Below are 15,776 nucleotides of genomic sequence, written 5' to 3' on the forward strand. Positions count from 1 at the left end.
GGGTTGTCGAGATGCCGTGGGGTATGTCACGGTGCCAGGCTGACAATAGGCGGGCACCGCCGCCCTACCGGTGAGTAGCAAGCCGGGTCTAAACTTCCGCCATGACGGCTGTACATGTTCCGGGCACCCCGATGATCGATGATGGTCGACTCGTCTCGACGAACCCGGCGACCGGCGCGGAGGCCGGGCGGCTGCCGGTCGCCTCCCCCGCCGATGTCGAAGCAACCGTCGTCCAGGCCCGTGCCGCCAGCGAGTGGTGGGCCGGGCTCGGCGTCGCCGCCCGACGGGAGCGGCTGCTGCGCTGGCGGAGCCGGCTGGCATCCCGAGTCGAGGAGCTCGCCGAGCTGGTGCATGTCGAGGGCGGCAAGCCGGTCGCCGAGTCCGTCGTCGAGGTGGTCACCGCCGTCGAGCACCTCGACTGGGCCGCACGTAACGCCAAGCGGGTGCTCGGCCCCCGCCGGGTACGGTCCCGGCTGATGCTGGCGGAGTTCTCCGCCCATCTGGAATACCAGCCGTACGGGGTGGTCGGCGTGATCGGCCCGTGGAACTACCCCGTGTTCACCCCGATCGGCTCCATCGCCTACGCCCTGGCCGCGGGCAACGCCGTGGTCCTCAAGCCCAGCGAGTACACTCCGGCCGTCGGCCAGTGGCTGGTTGACAGCTTCGCCGAGGTCGTCAACGAGGAGCCGGTGTTCGCCGCGGTGCACGGCCTCGGTGACGTCGGCGCGGCGCTGTGCCGATCCGGGGTCGACAAGCTGGCCTTCACCGGGTCCACAGCTACTGGTCGAAAGGTGATGGCCGCCTGCGCCGAGTCCCTGACCCCCGTACTCATCGAGGCCGGCGGGAAGGACGCGATGATCGTCGATACCGACGCCGACCTGGACGCCGCGGCCTCGGCAGCCGTCTGGGGCGGTCTCACCAACGCCGGCCAGACCTGCATCGGCATCGAGCGGGTCTACGCCGTCGAGGGGATCTTCGACAGCTTCGTCGACCGGGTGGTCCAGCGGGCCGGACGACTCACCGTCGGTGCCGACGGCACCGATATCGGCCCGATCACCATGCCGAGCCAACTGGAGGTGATCCGCCGGCACATCGACGATGCTCTGGCCCACGGCGGCCGAGCCGTACTCGGTGGGGCAGACGCGGTGCAGCCACCGTACGTGCGGCCCACTGTGCTGGTGGACGTGCCGGAGGACTCAGCCGCCATACGCGAGGAGACCTTCGGCCCCACCCTGACCATCAACCGGGTCCGCGACGTTGACGAGGCGGTCGCCCGGACCAACGCGCTGCGCTACGGGCTCGGCGGCTCGGTCTTCGGCCGGCGTCGGGCCATGGCGGTCGCGCGGCGGATGCGTTCCGGCATGGCCTCGGTGAACTCGGCCCTGACCTTCGCCGGGATGTCCACCCTGCCCTTCGGCGGCGTGGGCGACTCCGGTTTTGGACGTATTCACGGCGCGGATGGGCTGCGGGAGTTCGCCCGCCCCAAGGCCATCACCCGGCGCCGGGCCCGGTCGCTGCTGCCCGTGACGACCTTCGACCGCACCGACGCGGACATCGCCCGACTGGTCAAGATTGTCAAGCGCTTCTACGGCCGTTGACCCATCAGGGCTCCCCCTGCCCTCGAGCCGCCCACAGCCCGAGGCCCCCGGTGGGCCGCGGACGGCTCAGAACAGGGTCAGCTCGTCCCGCTCGATGCCACGCAGCTTGTCGTAGTCCACGACCACGCAGCGAATCCCCCGGTCGGTGGCGAGTACCCGCGCCTGCGGCTTGATCTCCTGCGCGGCGAAGACGCCCTGCACCGGCGCGAGCAGTGGGTCCCGGTTGAGCAGTTCCAGGTAGCGGGTGAGCTGCTCCACACCGTCGATCTCACCGCGGCGCTTCACCTCGACTGCGACAGCACCCTGCGCCGCGTCCCGGCACAACAGGTCCACCGGGCCGATCGCCGTCATGTACTCCCGGCGAACCAGCGTGAAACCCTCACCCAGCGTCTCCGGGCTGGCCGCCAACAGCTCCTGAAGGTGCGCCTCCACGCCGTCCTTCCGCAGGCCCGGGTCGACACCCAGCTCGTACGCGGTGTCCTGGAAGACCTCCTCCAGGGTGATCCGCAGCTCCTCACCGGCCTTGTTGACCACCCGCCAGACGCCCGGGGCCTCCTCCAGCCGGCACGGGGGGCTCATCCAGTTCAGCGGCTTGTAGGCCCGGTCGTCGGCGTGGATCGACACCGACCCGTCCGCCTTCACCATCACCAGACGGGTGGCTGGCGGCAGGTGGGCCGAAAGCCGTCCAACATAGTCCACAGAGCACTTCGCAATCACCAACCGCACCTGACGAGGGTAACGGAGCTACTGCTCCGGCAGGCCGTTGGCGTGGCGGACCACGGTCACCAACTCGTTGACGACCCCGGTGAGCGCGAAGTCCTTCGGCGTGAAGACCCGGACGACTCCGGCATCTCGAAGGGTCTGCGTGTCCGCCTCCGGGATGATGCCGCCGACCACGACGGGCAGATCACCCCGCCCGGCGGCGCGCAGCCCCGCCAGGACGGCGGGCACAGCCGCAAGATGTGAGCCGGAGAGGACCGAGAGGCCGACCAGGTCCACGTCCTCCTCCACCGCGGCGGCCACGATCTGCCCGGCGGTCAACCGGATGCCTTGATAGACCACCTCGAAGCCGGCGTCGCGGGCCCGGACCGCGATCTGCTCGGCACCGTTGGAGTGCCCGTCCAGACCGGGCTTGCCGACCAGCAGCCGCAGCCGTCCACTGCCCAGTTGCCGGGCCGTGGCGGCGACCCGGGCCCGGACCGCCGACAACGGCCCGTCCGCGCCGGAACCGACCGCCCCCGACAGCCCGGTGGGGGCCCGGTACTCCCCGAAGATCTCCCGCAACGCGCCCGCCCACTCACCGGTGGTCACCCCGGCGCGTACGCAGTCGAGCGTGGCCGACATCAGGTTCGTGGTAGTCGCGGCGTCGGCGCGGAGCCGGGCGAGCGCGGTATCCACGGCCGCTGCGTCCCGGCTGGCCCGCCAGTGGCGTACGGCAGTCGTGGCGGCTGCCTCCGCCGCCGGATCGACCTGTTCGATCGCCGCGGCGCCGGCCGCGGTCAGCGGGGAGGGCTCGGTCTCGGTGAACCGGTTGACGCCAACCACCACATCGGTGCCGGCCTCCATCCGGCGACGCCGGTCGCCGAGCGAGGCGACCAGGGCGCTCTTCAGGTAGCCGGTCTCGACCGCGGCGACAACTCCCCCCATCTCCAGCACCTTCTCCAGCTCGCCCCGGGCGCCGGAGACGATGTCGTCCACCAGCGCCGTCATCAGGTGCGAACCGTCGAACAGGTCGGGGTACTCCAGCAGGTCCGACTCGTACGCGAGCACCTGCTGCATCCGCAGCGACCACTGCTGGTCCCACGGGCGGGGCAGGCCAAGGGCCTCGTTCCAGGCGGGGAGTTGCACGGCCCGGGCCCGGGCATTCCGGGAGAGGGTCACGCCGAGCATCTCCAGAACGATGCGTTGAATGTTGTTCTCCGGCTGCGCCTCGGTCAGCCCCAGGGAGTTGACCTGGACGCCGTAGCGAAACCGGCGCTGCTTCGGATTCGCCACGCCGTACCGGTCGCGAGTGATCTCGTCCCAGAGCGCACCGAAGGCACGCATCTTGGCGATCTCCTCCACGAAGCGCACCCCGGCGTTGACGAAGAAACTGATCCGCTGGACCACATCTCCCATCCGCTCGGCCGGCACCTGGCCGGAGCCCCGGACGGCGTCGAGGACGGCGACCGCGGTGGCGAGCGCGAAGCCGACCTCCTGGACCGGGGTGGCGCCGGCCTCCTGCAGGTGGTAGGAGCAGATGTTGACCGGATTCCACCGGGGCATCTCCCGGAGCGTGTACGCGATGAGGTCGGCGGTCAGCCGCAGGGACGCTGCCGGCGGGAAGATGTAGGTCCCGCGGGAGAGGTACTCCTTGATGATGTCGTTCTGGGTCGTGCCGGCGCAGCGGTCGAGTTGCCCCCCCTGCTCGGCGGCAACGGTGCGGTAGAGGCCGAGTAGCCACATCGCCGGCGCGTTGATGGTCATCGAGGTATTCATCTCGGCCAGGGGAATGCCCTGGAAGAGAGCCCGCAGGTCACCGAGGTGCGCCACCGGCACCCCCACCCGGCCGACCTCTCCGGCGGCGAGCTCGTGATCGGGGTCGTACCCGGTCTGGGTGGGCAGGTCGAAGGCGACCGAGAGCCCGGTCTGCCCCTTCGCCAGGTTGCGGCGGAAGAGCGCGTTGGTCGCGGCGGCCGAGCTGTGCCCGGCATAGGTTCGCATCACCCACGGACGGTCCCGCTCTGGCAGCCGACCTGGGGGGGCCTTCTCGTCCATGGCGGGAGTCTAAGTTACTGACGGGTAGAGCGCGCTGTGGAAAATTCCACAGCGACCACCACACCCCGGAGCTCGATCGGTTGCGCGGGGGCAGCACACTTGTTGCATGGACAACGAGCTCGCGATCGTCGCGCGGGGGCTACGCAAGGCGTACGGGAAGAACGTGGCCGTGGCCGGGGTGGACCTGGAGGTCCGCCAGGGTGAGGTGTTCGCCCTCCTCGGCCCGAACGGCGCCGGCAAGACGACTACCGTGGAAATCCTGGAGGGCTACCGGCGACGCGACGCCGGCGAGGTCTCGGTGCTCGACAGCGACCCGGCGGCCCCCGCCGCGAACTGGCGCAACCGGATCGGCATCGTGCTCCAGGGCGTCGGTGAGTTCGACGAGCTCAGCGTCTCCGAACTGGTCCACCACTTCGCCGGCTTCTACGCCGACGCCGACGATCCGGAGAAGGTGATCGCCCGCGTCGGGTTGGCCGACAAGGCCCGGGCCCGCACCCACACCCTCTCCGGCGGACAGAAGCGCCGCCTGGACGTGGCGCTCGGCATCATCGGCCGGCCCGAGCTGCTCTTCCTCGACGAACCGACCACCGGCTTCGACCCAGAGGCACGGCGCGAGTTCTGGCAGCTGATTCGGGATCTGGCGGCGGCCGGGACGACGATCGTGCTGACCACGCACTATCTCGACGAAGCGGAGGCGCTCGCGGACCGGGTGGGGGTGATCGCCGGCGGCCGGCTGATCGAGGTAGCCGCACCCGAAGACCTGGGCAACCGGCAACAGGCCCACGCGACAGTCTCCTGGCGCACGCCCGAGGGGCGTACCGAGAGCACGGAGAGCGCGACGCCCACGGAGTTGGTGACAGAGTTGGCCGCGCGCTTCGGCGGCGAGGTGCCCGGGCTCACGGTTACCCGGCCGACCCTCGAGGACATCTACCTGCAGATGATCGGACACCGATGACCACGACGTTGAAGCCCGCCACGGCCGCCCGGGCAGCGAGCCGCCAGCCCGGCCCACTCGCCCTCGCGCTACGGCAGGGTCGGCTGGAGCTCACCCAGTTCCTGCGCAGCCGGGAGTCCGTCGTGTTCACGATGGGGTTCCCGATCATCATGATCCTGATCTTCGCCGCGATCTTCGACGGCGAGATCGCGCCCGGGGTGAGCTTTCCCCAGTACTTCATCACCGGGATGATCGCTGCCGGTCTGATGACCGTGAGCTTCCAGAACCTCGGTATCTGGATTCCGATTGAACGAGACCGCGGGGTGCTCAAGCGCTACCGCGGCACACCGATGCCGAAGTGGGTGTACTTCGCCGGCAAGGTGATCATGGTTGTCGTGGTCGGCGTCATTGAGACAGCGCTGCTGCTCGCCGTCTCAGTGGCCGTGTTCGACCTACAACTACCGGGCACCGCCACGAAGTGGCTGACCTTCGGCTGGGTGTCCGTCCTCGGCATCACCGCCTGCACGCTCTGCGGCATCGCGATCTCCTCGTTGGCGCGGACGGCCCGCAGCGGTTCGGCGGTGGTCACCCCGGTCGCCCTCATCCTCCAGTTCACCTCCGGGGTGTTCTTCGTCTTCACCCAGTTGCCGACCTGGATGCAGCAGGTGGCCGCGCTCTTCCCGCTCAAGTGGATGTGTCAGGGGCTCCGCTCGGTCTTCCTGCCGGACACCTTCGCCGGGCAGGAGCCGGGTGGGTCGTACGAGCTGGGCCGAGTCGCCCTGGTGCTGGCCGCCTGGTGCGTGATCGGGCTCCTGCTCTGCCTCGGCACCTTCCGCTGGACCACCCGCCGCGACGGTTGAGGGGCGAGCCCAGATCAACCGACGGGAGTGGAGGGCCCCTTCGGACCGCTGTCACGAAGGGCCCTCCCGCCTGGATCGGCCGGGCTAGCCGTACGAGTAGAAGCCCTGGCCGGTCTTGCGGCCCAGGTCCCCGGCGGTGGCCATCCGCTGGAGCAGCTCCGGGGGGAAGAACTTCTCGTCGGCGGTGTCGGTGTAGATGTTGCGGGTGGCGTTGAGCAGCACATCCACCCCGGTCAGGTCCACCGTCGCCAACGGGCCCATGGCGTGGCCGAAGCCCAGCTTGCAGGCGTTGTCCAGATCCTCGGCGGAGATCACGCCGGATTCGACCAGGCTGACCGCCTCCATCGCCAACGCGCAGATCAGCCGGGTGGTCACGAAGCCCGCGGTGTCCCGGTTGACGACCACGACCGTCTTGCCGATCTCCTCGGCGAATGCCCTCGCCGTGGCGATGGTGGCGTCGCTGGTCTTGTAGCCGCGGACCAACTCGCACAGCTTCATCATCGGCACCGGTGAGAAGAAGTGGGTGCCGACCACCGACTCGGGGCGTTCGGTGGCGGTGGCGATCTGGGTGACCGGGATCGCCGAGGTGTTGGTGGCGAGCACCGCATCCGCCTTGCAGATCTTGTCCAACGCGCGGAAGACCTCGTGTTTGAGCTCGAGCTTCTCGAAGACCGCCTCGACGACGATGTCCGCGTCGGCGGCGGCCCCGAGGTCGGTGGTGGGGGTGATCCGGCCGAGCGCCGCCTCGGCATCGGCCGACGAGATCTTCCCCTTCTCGGCGAACTTCTCCAGCGACCGCTGGATACCCACCAGGCCCCGCTTCGTGGCCGTGTCGTCCAGGTCCCGCAGCGTCACCTGCCAGCCCGCCTGCGCCGCAACCTGGGCGATTCCCGAGCCCATCAGCCCAGCACCGACAACCGCGAGTCGACCCGCCATCTGCTTACTCCCTCACTGCGATTGGTGTCTGCCCTGCACCCTAGCCGGCAGACCTGAACGCAGCTTAAGGGCAGGGCGGCGGTCGGCTGAGGACCCACACGTCCCACCGCGGTGCCCCTCACCGGCCGAGGGAGATGCCCCCGTCGGCAGCGCCGCCCCGCTCCACCTCGACGCCGAGGGCCCGCAGGTCCGCCACGAAGTCCGGGTAACCCCGATCCACATGGTGCACCTGAGAGACCTCGGTGACCCCTTCGGTGCAGAGCCCCGCGATCAGGAGACCCGCTCCGGCGCGGATGTCGGTTGCCCGCACCAGCGCCCCGGAGAGCCGCTGTCGCCCCCGGACCACGGCGTGGTGGCCGTCGGTCTGAATGTCCGCGCCGAGTCGCATCATCTCGTTGGCGAACATGAACCGGCCGTCAAAGATGTTCTCGGTAATCAGGGAGGCACCGTCGCTGACCGCCGCCAGCCCGATCGCCATCGGTAGCAGGTCGGTGGCGAACCCGGGGTAGGGCAGGGTGACCACGTCCACCGCACGGGGGCGGTCCACCATCCGGACCCGGAAGGCGTCCCGCCGCGTCTCCACCAGCGCACCGGCGGAGACCAGCTTGTCCAGGGCGATGTCGAGGAAGGCCGGGGAGGCCCCGGTCACCGTCACGTCGCCCCGAGTCATCGCCGCGCCGAACGCCCACGTGCCGGCGACGATCCGGTCCCCCACGGTGGCGTGCCGCACCGGATGCAGCCCGGGCACCCCGACGACGGTCAACGTCGAGGTGCCGGCACCGTCGATGAGCGCACCCATCTGTCGGAGCATCGTGCAGATGTCCACGATCTCCGGTTCGCGGGCGGCGTTGTCGATGACCGTGGTGCCCTGGGCGAGCACCGCCGCCATCACCAGGTTCTCGGTGGCGCCGACGCTCGGGAAATCCAACACGATCTCGGTACCGCGCAGCCCGTGCGGGGCCGTGGCGACCACGCAGCCGCGCTCACCGGAGATCTCGGCGCCCATCCGGGTGAGCCCGGCGATATGCATGTCCAACCCGCGCGAGCCGATCGCGTCGCCCCCCGGATGGGCCACCCGAACAGATCCACGACGCGCCAGCAGGGGCCCGAGTACGCAGATCGACGCGCGCAGCCGGCGAACCAGATCGCAGTCCGCGTCGATGCCGGGGGTCTCCGGCACATCAATGGTCACCGACCGGGAGCGGGGAGTCCCGCCGTACGCCTCCATCGGGTCCACCGGATCGTCCGCGTCGAACCGAACCCCGCAGCCGAGCCGACGCAGCACCTCTCCCATGATCGCGATATCGGTGATCCGCGGGACATTGGTGATGACGCTACGGCCCGGCGCCAGCAGTGCCGCGGCCATGAGCTTCAAGGCCGAGTTCTTGGCGCCCACCACGTGCACGGTGCCGGTCATTCGGGTGCCACCCCGTACCCGAATGACGTCGTCAACCGCCGCGCCGGCATCGCCCGGACTGGTCAGCCAGGCATGGTCCGGCCGGTCCGGGATCATCAGATCCGGTGTCCGTAGGCTGTGCGTCATGGCCGTCCACCTCACGCGCATCTACACCAAGGCCGGCGACGCCGGCACGACCAGGCTGAGCAACAACGAGCAGGTTCCAAAGACCGATCCCCGGATCGCCGCGTACGCGGACGTGGACGAGTGCAACGCGGCGATTGGCGTGGCGCTCGCTCTCGGGCAACTCGACGAAGAGCTGCGCACGATACTCGGATCAATCCAGAACGATATGTTCGACGTGGGGGCCGACCTGGCCACGCCGGTCGAACCGAATCCGAAGTACCCGCCGCTACGAGTCACCGAGGCGTACATCGAGCGCCTTGAGGGCTGGTGCGACGAGTACAACGCACGCCTGAGCAAGCTCGACTCCTTCACCCTCCCCGGCGGCACCGCTGGCGCGGCGCTACTGCATGTTGCGCGGACGGTAGCCCGGCGCGCCGAGCGTGCGGCCTGGGCCCTGATCACCCATGACCCCGACCGAACCAGCACGCTCCCGGCAAAGTATCTCAACCGGCTCTCCGATCTACTCTTTATCCTGTCAAGAACGGCAAATCCGGCCGGAGATGTGCTATGGGTGCCCGGCGGCAAGCACTAACCGATCGACCGTCCGACGCGCCGGTGTGGGAGCCGGCGCGCCGCACCACGCCGAGGTCTGCATACCCGACCTGCCGGCTACCATCCGCGCCCAGGAGCAGCAGCTCGGCGAGGTGAAACGGCAGAACTAATCGGCCGAGGTCTCCTCGTACCGTTGCGCCGTGGGCGCTGCACGGGCCCCGGCGCCCCGGGGGCTCCGCACCGGTCCGCGACTGGGGGCCTCAGGCCGCTGGCCAGTCCTGAGCGGTCAGACTCGGCGAGGCCGCCCCCGGAGGAGCGGCCTCAAGCCAGGAGAGAAAACCGGTGACGGTCGAGCGCGCCATAGCAATCTCGACCGGGGCATGGCGGCTGGTACAGCGGAGGATGATCCAGTCGGCGGGCATCGAGAACCGCTCCTGCCCTTCGGGCAGCCGGCGGCGTTCCACCGCGAGACCCTTACGGGAGAGTGTCCGCCGGGGGCGGAGAGCGAAACTGAACATTCGGTAGAGGCGAAGCTCGTCCCCGACGAAGCGGCCGAAGCCGGGGGCCCAACCCCGGCCGTCGAGGATCGTGGAGGTCCGGACGTTGAGCCGGATAATCCCTCCGCTGCGAGTAACCAACCCACGCCGGACAAAGAGAGCCAGAAGCGCGCCGACGATGACGGCGATGCCGATCCCGACCCCTTCGACGATCCCCATCGCCGGGTGGCGCTCAGCTACCCTGCGCGGCCCGGACCGGGCTGGCGCTCTCGGCCAGGACGGTGACACCCTTGTTGCTCACGGAGAGGAAGCCGCCAGCCACCTCGTAGGAGAGCTGGTCGCCTCCGGCAACCTTGATCCGAACCTGGCCGGACTCCGCGAGCTGACCGAGCAGCGGAGCATGCCCTGGCATCACGCCAAGCTCACCCTCGGTCGTCCGGGCCATGACCATCTCGGCCTCGCCGGACCATACCGTCTCCTCGACGGCTACCAGCTCGACGTGAAGCTGCTGTGCCACGCTGTCTCCTTGCTGCGGCGTCGGGTTGCCGAAATTCTAGTCTCGCCATCGGGGCGCCGGTATCGCGGGTGACGAGACGTACGCCACTCGGGTTGGGATTCGGCTCCGATACGGTCAGCTCTTGTTCTGGAAGTCCGGATGCTCCAGCAGGAACGCATCGAGTTGCTCGTTCCGCAGCGCCAGGAAGAAGTCCTCAACGGCCGGCAGAAAGGCCTCGCCCAGGTATTTCTCGCCCTCATCGACGCGTCCACCGGACAGTTTGATCATCTGGATGTTGCCCGGCCGGAGGTCCTTCAGGGCCAGGCCAAAGTCAATCACGCTGTGCCCCCGGCCGTTGAAGATCAGTGACTCACCGGCGGCCCGAAGCACCCGGTCCAGCTTGATCGGGTTGGTCACCACATCAGCGCTGAGGGCCTGACTCGCCATTGCCTTGACAAACTGCTGCTGGTGCCGCTGGCGGCCGTAGTCACCGTCTGGCACACCGTTCGCTTCGTAGCGCTGACGGATGTAGTCCAGCGCCTGCCAACCCTCGAGAAGTTGCTCTCCCGGCGGGTATACCGCCTGCTCGCCGACGTATCCCCCACCGCCGGGGCGCAGCTCTCGGTGCGTGCCGTCGGGGCGGCGATGCCTCGAGCGCACCTCCTGCTCGATGTCCATCGTGACGCCACCCATCGCATCCACAATCTTGATGAACCCACCGAAGTTGATGATCGCCCCGGCGTCGAACCGCTGGATCCCGGTGATCGACTGGACCGTCTTGGCGAGCAGTTCGAAGCCCTGCGCCGTGCTGGGGTTCTCCCCCTGCACCTGACTGCCGTAGGACATCGCCGCGTTGAGCTTGGCCCTATCGCCGGGAAATCCGGCCTTGTCGAAAGCGGGAATCTCGACGTAGAGATCTCGGGGCATCGAGAAGAGGTAGGCTCGGTCGAGCCCCTCCGGCACGTGCAGCACCATGATCGAGTCGGCCAGCGGTAGCTGCTCCTCTTTGCGGGGGTCAACGCCGACGAGCAGGATGTTGAGCGGGCCCTTGATGTCGCTCGTACGCTCACTGGCTCCCGCCGCCTGGTCCCCGAACAGGTCCGCCTTGCCCACCGCGTTCTCGTACCGCGCCACCAGCGCCTCGGCCCCAACCAGGGCCACGCCGCTGACGAACATCAAAATGGCGCCGAAGGCGGTGCACACCTGGGCCCACCGCGGCACGCCCGCCCACACCGACGGCTTCTTCTTGCCGCCTTTGCCGGCCTTACCCACGATCATCTCCGTTCGTCAACGTCTATCGGGACGGGCGTACGTCAGCGAATGATTGCACGAATGGGCGCACAGTTAGCGCGACGCGCGTGAAACGGTACCTCGCCACCAATCAAGGTCACCGATCGGCGAAAGGGAGCCAGCGACCGGAACGGCGGCAACGGATGTGCGGAAAGGCCGCCCCGGCGTGCACCAGGGCGGCCTCTCGTCGCTACTAAGCGCTACCTGCGGCGGCAGCCGCAGCGGGGCACTCAGCCCTCCGCCATGAGCTCCTTGGCCTTACGCTCCAGGTCGTCCAGGCCACCGCACATGAAGAAGGCCTGCTCGGGGAAGTGGTCGTACTCACCCTCACTGATCTTCTTGAACGCGTCGATGGTCTCCTTGATCGGGACCGTCGAGCCCTTCATGCCGGTGAACTGCTCGGCGGCGTAGGTGTTCTGCGACAGGAAGCGCTCGATCCGACGCGCCCGGCCGACCGTGAGCTTGTCCTCCTCGGAAAGCTCCTCAATACCCAGGATCGCGATGATGTCCTGCAGGTCCTTGTACCGCTGCAGGATCCGCTTCACCTCGGTGGCCACCGTGAAGTGCTCCTGGCCGACGAACTCCGGGGCGAGGATCCGGGACGAGGACGCCAGCGGGTCCACCGCCGGGTAGATGCCCTTGTCGGAGATCGAACGCTCCAGGTTGGTGGTCGCGTCCAGGTGGGCGAAGGTGGTGGCCGGCGCCGGGTCGGTGTAGTCGTCGGCGGGCACGTAGATCGCCTGCAGCGAGGTGATCGCCTGACCCCGGACCGAGGTGATCCGCTCCTGGAGCTCGCCCATCTCGTCGGCGAGCGTCGGCTGGTAGCCCACGGCGCTCGGCATCCGGCCGAGCAGCGTGGAGACCTCGGAGCCGGCCTGGGTGAACCGGAAGATGTTGTCGATGAAGAGCAACACCTCCTGCTTCTGCACGTCCCGGAAGTACTCCGCCATGGTCAGCGCGGAGAGCGCGACGCGGAGGCGGGTGCCCGGCGGCTCGTCCATCTGGCCGTAGACCAGCGCGGTCTTGTCGATCACGCCGGACTCGCTCATCTCGGCGATCAGGTCATTACCCTCGCGGGTACGCTCACCCACCCCGGCGAAGACCGAGGTACCACCGAAGTTCCGGGCAACCCGGGTGATCATCTCCTGGATCAGCACCGTCTTGCCCACGCCGGCACCGCCGAACAGACCGATCTTGCCGCCCTTGACGTACGGGGCGAGCAGGTCGATGACCTTGATGCCGGTCTCCAGCATCTCCGTCTTCGGCTCCAGGTCCGCGAAGGCCGGGGCCTTGCGGTGGATCTGCCAGTGGTCGTCCGGGCTGAGCGTCTCACCCGGCTCCAGGTTGAGGCACTCGCCGATCGCGTTGAACACGTGGCCCTTGACCGTGTCACCCACGGGCACCGTGATCGGCGAACCGGTGTCACGCACCTCCACCCCGCGGACCAGGCCGTCGGTCGGCTGCATGGAGATGGCACGGACCAGGTTGTCCCCCAGGTGCTGGGCGACCTCCAGGGTCAGCGTCTTCTCGCCGCCGGAGAGGGTCACGTCAACGTGCATGGCGTTGAACAGGTCCGGCATCGCGTCGCGCGGGAACTCGGCGTCGACGACCGGGCCGATGACCCGGACCACGCGACCGGTGGCCGCGTTGGTGCCGGCCGGCCCATCAGCAGTAGCGGAAACAGTCATCACACTTCACTTCCCGACGCGGCCAGCGCGTTCGCGCCGCCGACGATCTCGCTGATCTCCTGGGTGATCCCGGCCTGGCGGGCCGAGTTCATCTCGCGCGTGTACTTCTCGATCATCTCTTCGGCGTTGTCGGTGGCGCTCTTCATCGCCCGCCGTCGCGACGCCGACTCACTCGCCGCCGACTCGACCAACGCCGCGTAGATCCGGGTGTTGATGTACTTCGGCAGCAGCGCGTCGAGGAGCGCCTCCGCCTCCGGCTCGAATTCGTAGGCCGGCAGCGCACCTTCGGACCGGGGCCGGTCCTCGATCTCCATCGGCCCGAGGATCCTCGGGACCGGCACCTGGGTCATCAGGGACTTGAACTCGGTGGAGACGATGTGAAGCTCGTCCACACCGAAGACCCCATCCGGCCCCGGATCCCCGTCGCCGTCGTCCACGCCAGCGGTGAACGCCTTGATCAGCGTCTCGCCCACCTCGCGGGCGTCGGCGAAGGTCGGCTGCTCCGAGAAGCCGGTCCAGCACGCTGTGATCGGCCGGTTGCGGAACCGGTAGTACTGCACGCCCTTGCGACCGATGACATAGAGCGAAGGCTCCTTGCCGTCGGCGCGCAGCCGGGCGAGCAGCGACTCCGCCGTCTTGATGGCGTTGGAGCTGTAGCCACCGGCCAGGCCCCGGTCACTGGTGACCAGCAGCACACCAGCCCGCCGCACCCGCTCCCGGGGAGTGAGTAGCGGGTGGTCGATCCGCGTGTTGGACGCCAGCGCCGTGAGCACCTCGGTGATGGCCCGGGAGTAGGGCAGGGAGGCCGCCACCTGCTCCTGGGCCTTGGCGATCCGGCTCGTCGCGACGAGCTCCATCGCCTTGGTGATCTTCTTCATCGACTTCGCCGCGCGGATGCGTTGGCGGAGTACGCGTACCTGGGCGGCCATCGGTCAGCTTCCAGCCGGACGGTCGGTCGGCTCGTCCTGGAACCGGGTAACCGTCTCCCGGTCCTCCTCACCGGCCAACGGCTCGGCGGCCGGCTCGTTGATCCGCCGCTCGTCCTCCTTGCCCAGGAAGAGTTTCTTGAAGTCGGTGATCGCCGCGTCCAGGGAGGCGATAACGTCGTCGCCCCAGGTGCCGTCCGCGATCTGCGCGAGGACGCCCTCGTGCTTGTGCCGCAGGTACTGCAGGAGCTCGGACTCGAAGCGACGGATCTCGCCGACCGGGATGTCATCCAGCTTGCCCTCGACACCGGCCCAGACCGAGACGACCTGATCCTGCACCGGGAAGGGCGAGTAGTTCGACTGCTTGAGCAGCTCGACCAGGCGGGCACCCCGATCCAGCTGGGCCCGGGAAGCCTTGTCCAGGTCCGAGGCGAAGGCGGCGAACGCCTCCAGCTCACGGTACTGGGCCAGGTTCAGCCGCAGCGAGCCGGAGACCTTCTTCATCGGCTTCACCTGCGCGGCGCCACCAACCCGGGAGACCGAGGTGCCGACGTTGATCGCCGGCCGGACGCCCTGGTTGAACAGGTCGGTCTCCAGGAAGATCTGGCCATCGGTGATGGAGATGACGTTGGTCGGGATGAACGCCGAGATGTCGTTCGCCTTGGTCTCGATGATCGGCAGACCGGTCATCGAGCCGCCGCCCATCTCGTCGGAGAGCTTCGCGCAGCGCTCCAACAGCCGGGAGTGCAGGTAGAAGACGTCACCCGGGTACGCCTCGCGGCCCGGCGGGCGACGCAGCAGCAGTGACACGGCCCGGTACGCCTCGGCCTGCTTGCTCAGGTCGTCGAAGACGATCAGGACGTGCTTGCCGCCGTACATCCAGTGCTGCCCGATCGACGAGCCGGTGTACGGGGCGAGGTACTTGAAGCCGGCCGGGTCGGACGCCGGGGAGGCCACGATGGTGGTGTACTCCATCGCGCCCGCCTCCTCCAGCACGCCCTTGATCGAGGCGATCGTGGAGGCCTTCTGGCCGACGGCGACGTAGATGCAGCGGACCTGCTTCTTCGGGTCGCCGGAGCGCCAGTTGTCCCGCTGGTTAAGGATGGTGTCCAGGGCGACGGTGGTCTTACCGGTCTTCCGGTCACCGATGATCAGCTGGCGCTGGCCCCGGCCGATCGGCGTCATCGCGTCGATGGCCTTGATCCCGGTCTGCAGCGGCTCGTCGACCGACTTCCGGGACATCACGTTCGGGGCCTGGAGCTCCAGCTCCCGGAAGCCCTCGTTCGGGATGTCGCCGAGGCCGTCGATCGGCTCACCGAGCGCGTTGACCACGCGGCCGAGGAAGGCGTCGCCGACCGGGGCCGAGAGCACGCGGCCAGTGCGCTTGACGCGCTGCCCCTCCTCGATGCCGGCGAAGTCGCCGAGGACGACGACACCGATCTCCCGGACGTCGAGGTTCAGCGCCACACCGATCGTGCCGTCTTCGAACTCGAGCAGCTCGTTGGTCATGGTCGAGGGCAGGCCCTCGACGTGGGCGATGCCGTCGCCGGCGTCAGCGACGGTGCCGACCTCCTCGCGGGACACGTCGGCGCTGTAGGAGGAGACGTAGCGCTCCAGCGCGCCGCGGATCTCCTCCGTCGAGATGGTCAGCTCGGCCATCCTCTGCTTCCTTAAGTATCAGGGGCCCGGGATACCTAGTACCGACCGGTCCGAATGACGT

At 68.7% G+C, this 15,776-nt stretch carries 14 protein-coding genes; 4 read left to right on the forward strand and 10 right to left on the reverse strand.

Translation table 11 applies throughout. The features are described 5' to 3' along the window. The first annotated feature begins 101 nt into the window (after positions 1-101). Entirely contained in the window at positions 102-1,598 is a 1,497-nt protein-coding gene (locus tag SALPAC6_RS0104120) for an aldehyde dehydrogenase family protein (protein ID WP_018252176.1), read from the forward strand. Positions 1,599-1,664: 66 nt separating this feature from the next. Here the strand turns inward: SALPAC6_RS0104120 and nucS are convergent, their stop codons facing one another. Together nucS and SALPAC6_RS0104130 are read right to left on the reverse strand one after the other, a co-directional pair. Beyond that, a complete protein-coding gene (gene nucS / locus SALPAC6_RS0104125; protein WP_018729397.1) occupies positions 1,665-2,324 on the reverse strand; it encodes an endonuclease NucS in 660 nt (219 codons plus the stop codon). 18 nt (positions 2,325-2,342) lie between these two features. After that, positions 2,343-4,355: a protein meaA gene (locus tag SALPAC6_RS0104130; protein WP_018252178.1), complete on the reverse strand. Its 2,013-nt coding sequence runs from the start codon at positions 4,353-4,355 to the stop codon at positions 2,343-2,345. 106 nt (positions 4,356-4,461) lie between these two features. On the opposite strand from SALPAC6_RS0104130, the gene SALPAC6_RS0104135 reads away from it, so the two are divergent. After that, positions 4,462-5,310 (forward strand): ABC transporter ATP-binding protein, encoded by an 849-nt coding sequence (locus SALPAC6_RS0104135; protein ID WP_018252179.1) that lies wholly within the window; start codon positions 4,462-4,464, stop codon positions 5,308-5,310. Continuing rightward, a complete protein-coding gene (locus SALPAC6_RS0104140; RefSeq protein WP_018252180.1) occupies positions 5,307-6,149 on the forward strand; it encodes an ABC transporter permease in 843 nt (280 codons plus the stop codon). The genes SALPAC6_RS0104135 and SALPAC6_RS0104140 overlap by 4 nt, the downstream gene beginning before the upstream one ends. Before the next feature lie 84 nt (positions 6,150-6,233). Here the strand turns inward: SALPAC6_RS0104140 and SALPAC6_RS0104145 are convergent, their stop codons facing one another. Then, a complete protein-coding gene (locus SALPAC6_RS0104145) occupies positions 6,234-7,085 on the reverse strand; it encodes a 3-hydroxyacyl-CoA dehydrogenase family protein (protein WP_018252181.1) in 852 nt (283 codons plus the stop codon). A gap of 118 nt (positions 7,086-7,203) precedes the next feature. Then, positions 7,204-8,628 (reverse strand): UDP-N-acetylglucosamine 1-carboxyvinyltransferase, encoded by a 1,425-nt coding sequence (gene murA / locus SALPAC6_RS0104150; protein WP_018252182.1) that lies wholly within the window; start codon positions 8,626-8,628, stop codon positions 7,204-7,206. Here murA and SALPAC6_RS0104155 point away from each other — a divergent pair. Further along, positions 8,627-9,199 (forward strand): cob(I)yrinic acid a,c-diamide adenosyltransferase, encoded by a 573-nt coding sequence (locus SALPAC6_RS0104155; RefSeq protein ID WP_018252183.1) that lies wholly within the window; start codon positions 8,627-8,629, stop codon positions 9,197-9,199. The two genes, murA and SALPAC6_RS0104155, sit on opposite strands and share 2 nt — an antisense overlap. A gap of 220 nt (positions 9,200-9,419) precedes the next feature. Here SALPAC6_RS0104155 and SALPAC6_RS0104165 read toward each other — a convergent pair whose 3' ends face one another. The 6 genes from SALPAC6_RS0104165 to atpA form a co-directional block, all read right to left on the reverse strand. After that, positions 9,420-9,875 (reverse strand): DUF2550 domain-containing protein, encoded by a 456-nt coding sequence (locus SALPAC6_RS0104165; protein WP_018252185.1) that lies wholly within the window; start codon positions 9,873-9,875, stop codon positions 9,420-9,422. A gap of 13 nt (positions 9,876-9,888) precedes the next feature. After that, positions 9,889-10,173: a F0F1 ATP synthase subunit epsilon gene (locus tag SALPAC6_RS0104170; protein WP_018252186.1), complete on the reverse strand. Its 285-nt coding sequence runs from the start codon at positions 10,171-10,173 to the stop codon at positions 9,889-9,891. A 114-nt stretch (positions 10,174-10,287) separates the two neighbouring features. Further along, entirely contained in the window at positions 10,288-11,430 is a 1,143-nt protein-coding gene (locus SALPAC6_RS0104175; protein ID WP_018252187.1) for an LCP family protein, read from the reverse strand. 242 nt (positions 11,431-11,672) lie between these two features. Further along, positions 11,673-13,130, reverse strand: coding sequence for a F0F1 ATP synthase subunit beta (gene atpD, locus SALPAC6_RS0104180; protein ID WP_018252188.1), 1,458 nt, complete (start codon positions 13,128-13,130; stop codon positions 11,673-11,675). Then, positions 13,130-14,059: a F0F1 ATP synthase subunit gamma gene (locus SALPAC6_RS0104185; RefSeq protein WP_018252189.1), complete on the reverse strand. Its 930-nt coding sequence runs from the start codon at positions 14,057-14,059 to the stop codon at positions 13,130-13,132. The genes atpD and SALPAC6_RS0104185 overlap by 1 nt, the downstream gene beginning before the upstream one ends. 3 nt (positions 14,060-14,062) lie before the next feature. Beyond that, positions 14,063-15,715: a F0F1 ATP synthase subunit alpha gene (atpA, locus tag SALPAC6_RS0104190; RefSeq protein WP_018252190.1), complete on the reverse strand. Its 1,653-nt coding sequence runs from the start codon at positions 15,713-15,715 to the stop codon at positions 14,063-14,065. Between the last annotated feature and the right edge of the window lie 61 nt (positions 15,716-15,776).

This window comes from Salinispora mooreana, from assembly GCF_000379065.1.
Taxonomy (GTDB): Bacteria; Actinomycetota; Actinomycetes; order Mycobacteriales; family Micromonosporaceae; genus Micromonospora; species Micromonospora mooreana.

Coding starts and splice junctions, on each gene's coding strand:
- SALPAC6_RS0104175 (WP_018252187.1), bottom strand. CDS start 11,430: ATGATCGTGGGTAAGGCCGGCAAAGGCGGCAAGAAGAAGCCGTCGGTG.
- SALPAC6_RS0104135 (WP_018252179.1), top strand. CDS start 4,462: ATGGACAACGAGCTCGCGATCGTCGCGCGGGGGCTACGCAAGGCGTAC.
- SALPAC6_RS0104145 (WP_018252181.1), bottom strand. CDS start 7,085: ATGGCGGGTCGACTCGCGGTTGTCGGTGCTGGGCTGATGGGCTCGGGA.
- SALPAC6_RS0104140 (WP_018252180.1), top strand. CDS start 5,307: ATGACCACGACGTTGAAGCCCGCCACGGCCGCCCGGGCAGCGAGCCGC.
- atpD (WP_018252188.1), bottom strand. CDS start 13,130: ATGACTGTTTCCGCTACTGCTGATGGGCCGGCCGGCACCAACGCGGCC.
- atpA (WP_018252190.1), bottom strand. CDS start 15,715: ATGGCCGAGCTGACCATCTCGACGGAGGAGATCCGCGGCGCGCTGGAG.
- SALPAC6_RS0104130 (WP_018252178.1), bottom strand. CDS start 4,355: ATGGACGAGAAGGCCCCCCCAGGTCGGCTGCCAGAGCGGGACCGTCCG.
- SALPAC6_RS0104185 (WP_018252189.1), bottom strand. CDS start 14,059: ATGGCCGCCCAGGTACGCGTACTCCGCCAACGCATCCGCGCGGCGAAG.
- SALPAC6_RS0104165 (WP_018252185.1), bottom strand. CDS start 9,875: ATGGGGATCGTCGAAGGGGTCGGGATCGGCATCGCCGTCATCGTCGGC.
- SALPAC6_RS0104155 (WP_018252183.1), top strand. CDS start 8,627: ATGGCCGTCCACCTCACGCGCATCTACACCAAGGCCGGCGACGCCGGC.
- murA (WP_018252182.1), bottom strand. CDS start 8,628: ATGACGCACAGCCTACGGACACCGGATCTGATGATCCCGGACCGGCCG.
- SALPAC6_RS0104120 (WP_018252176.1), top strand. CDS start 102: ATGACGGCTGTACATGTTCCGGGCACCCCGATGATCGATGATGGTCGA.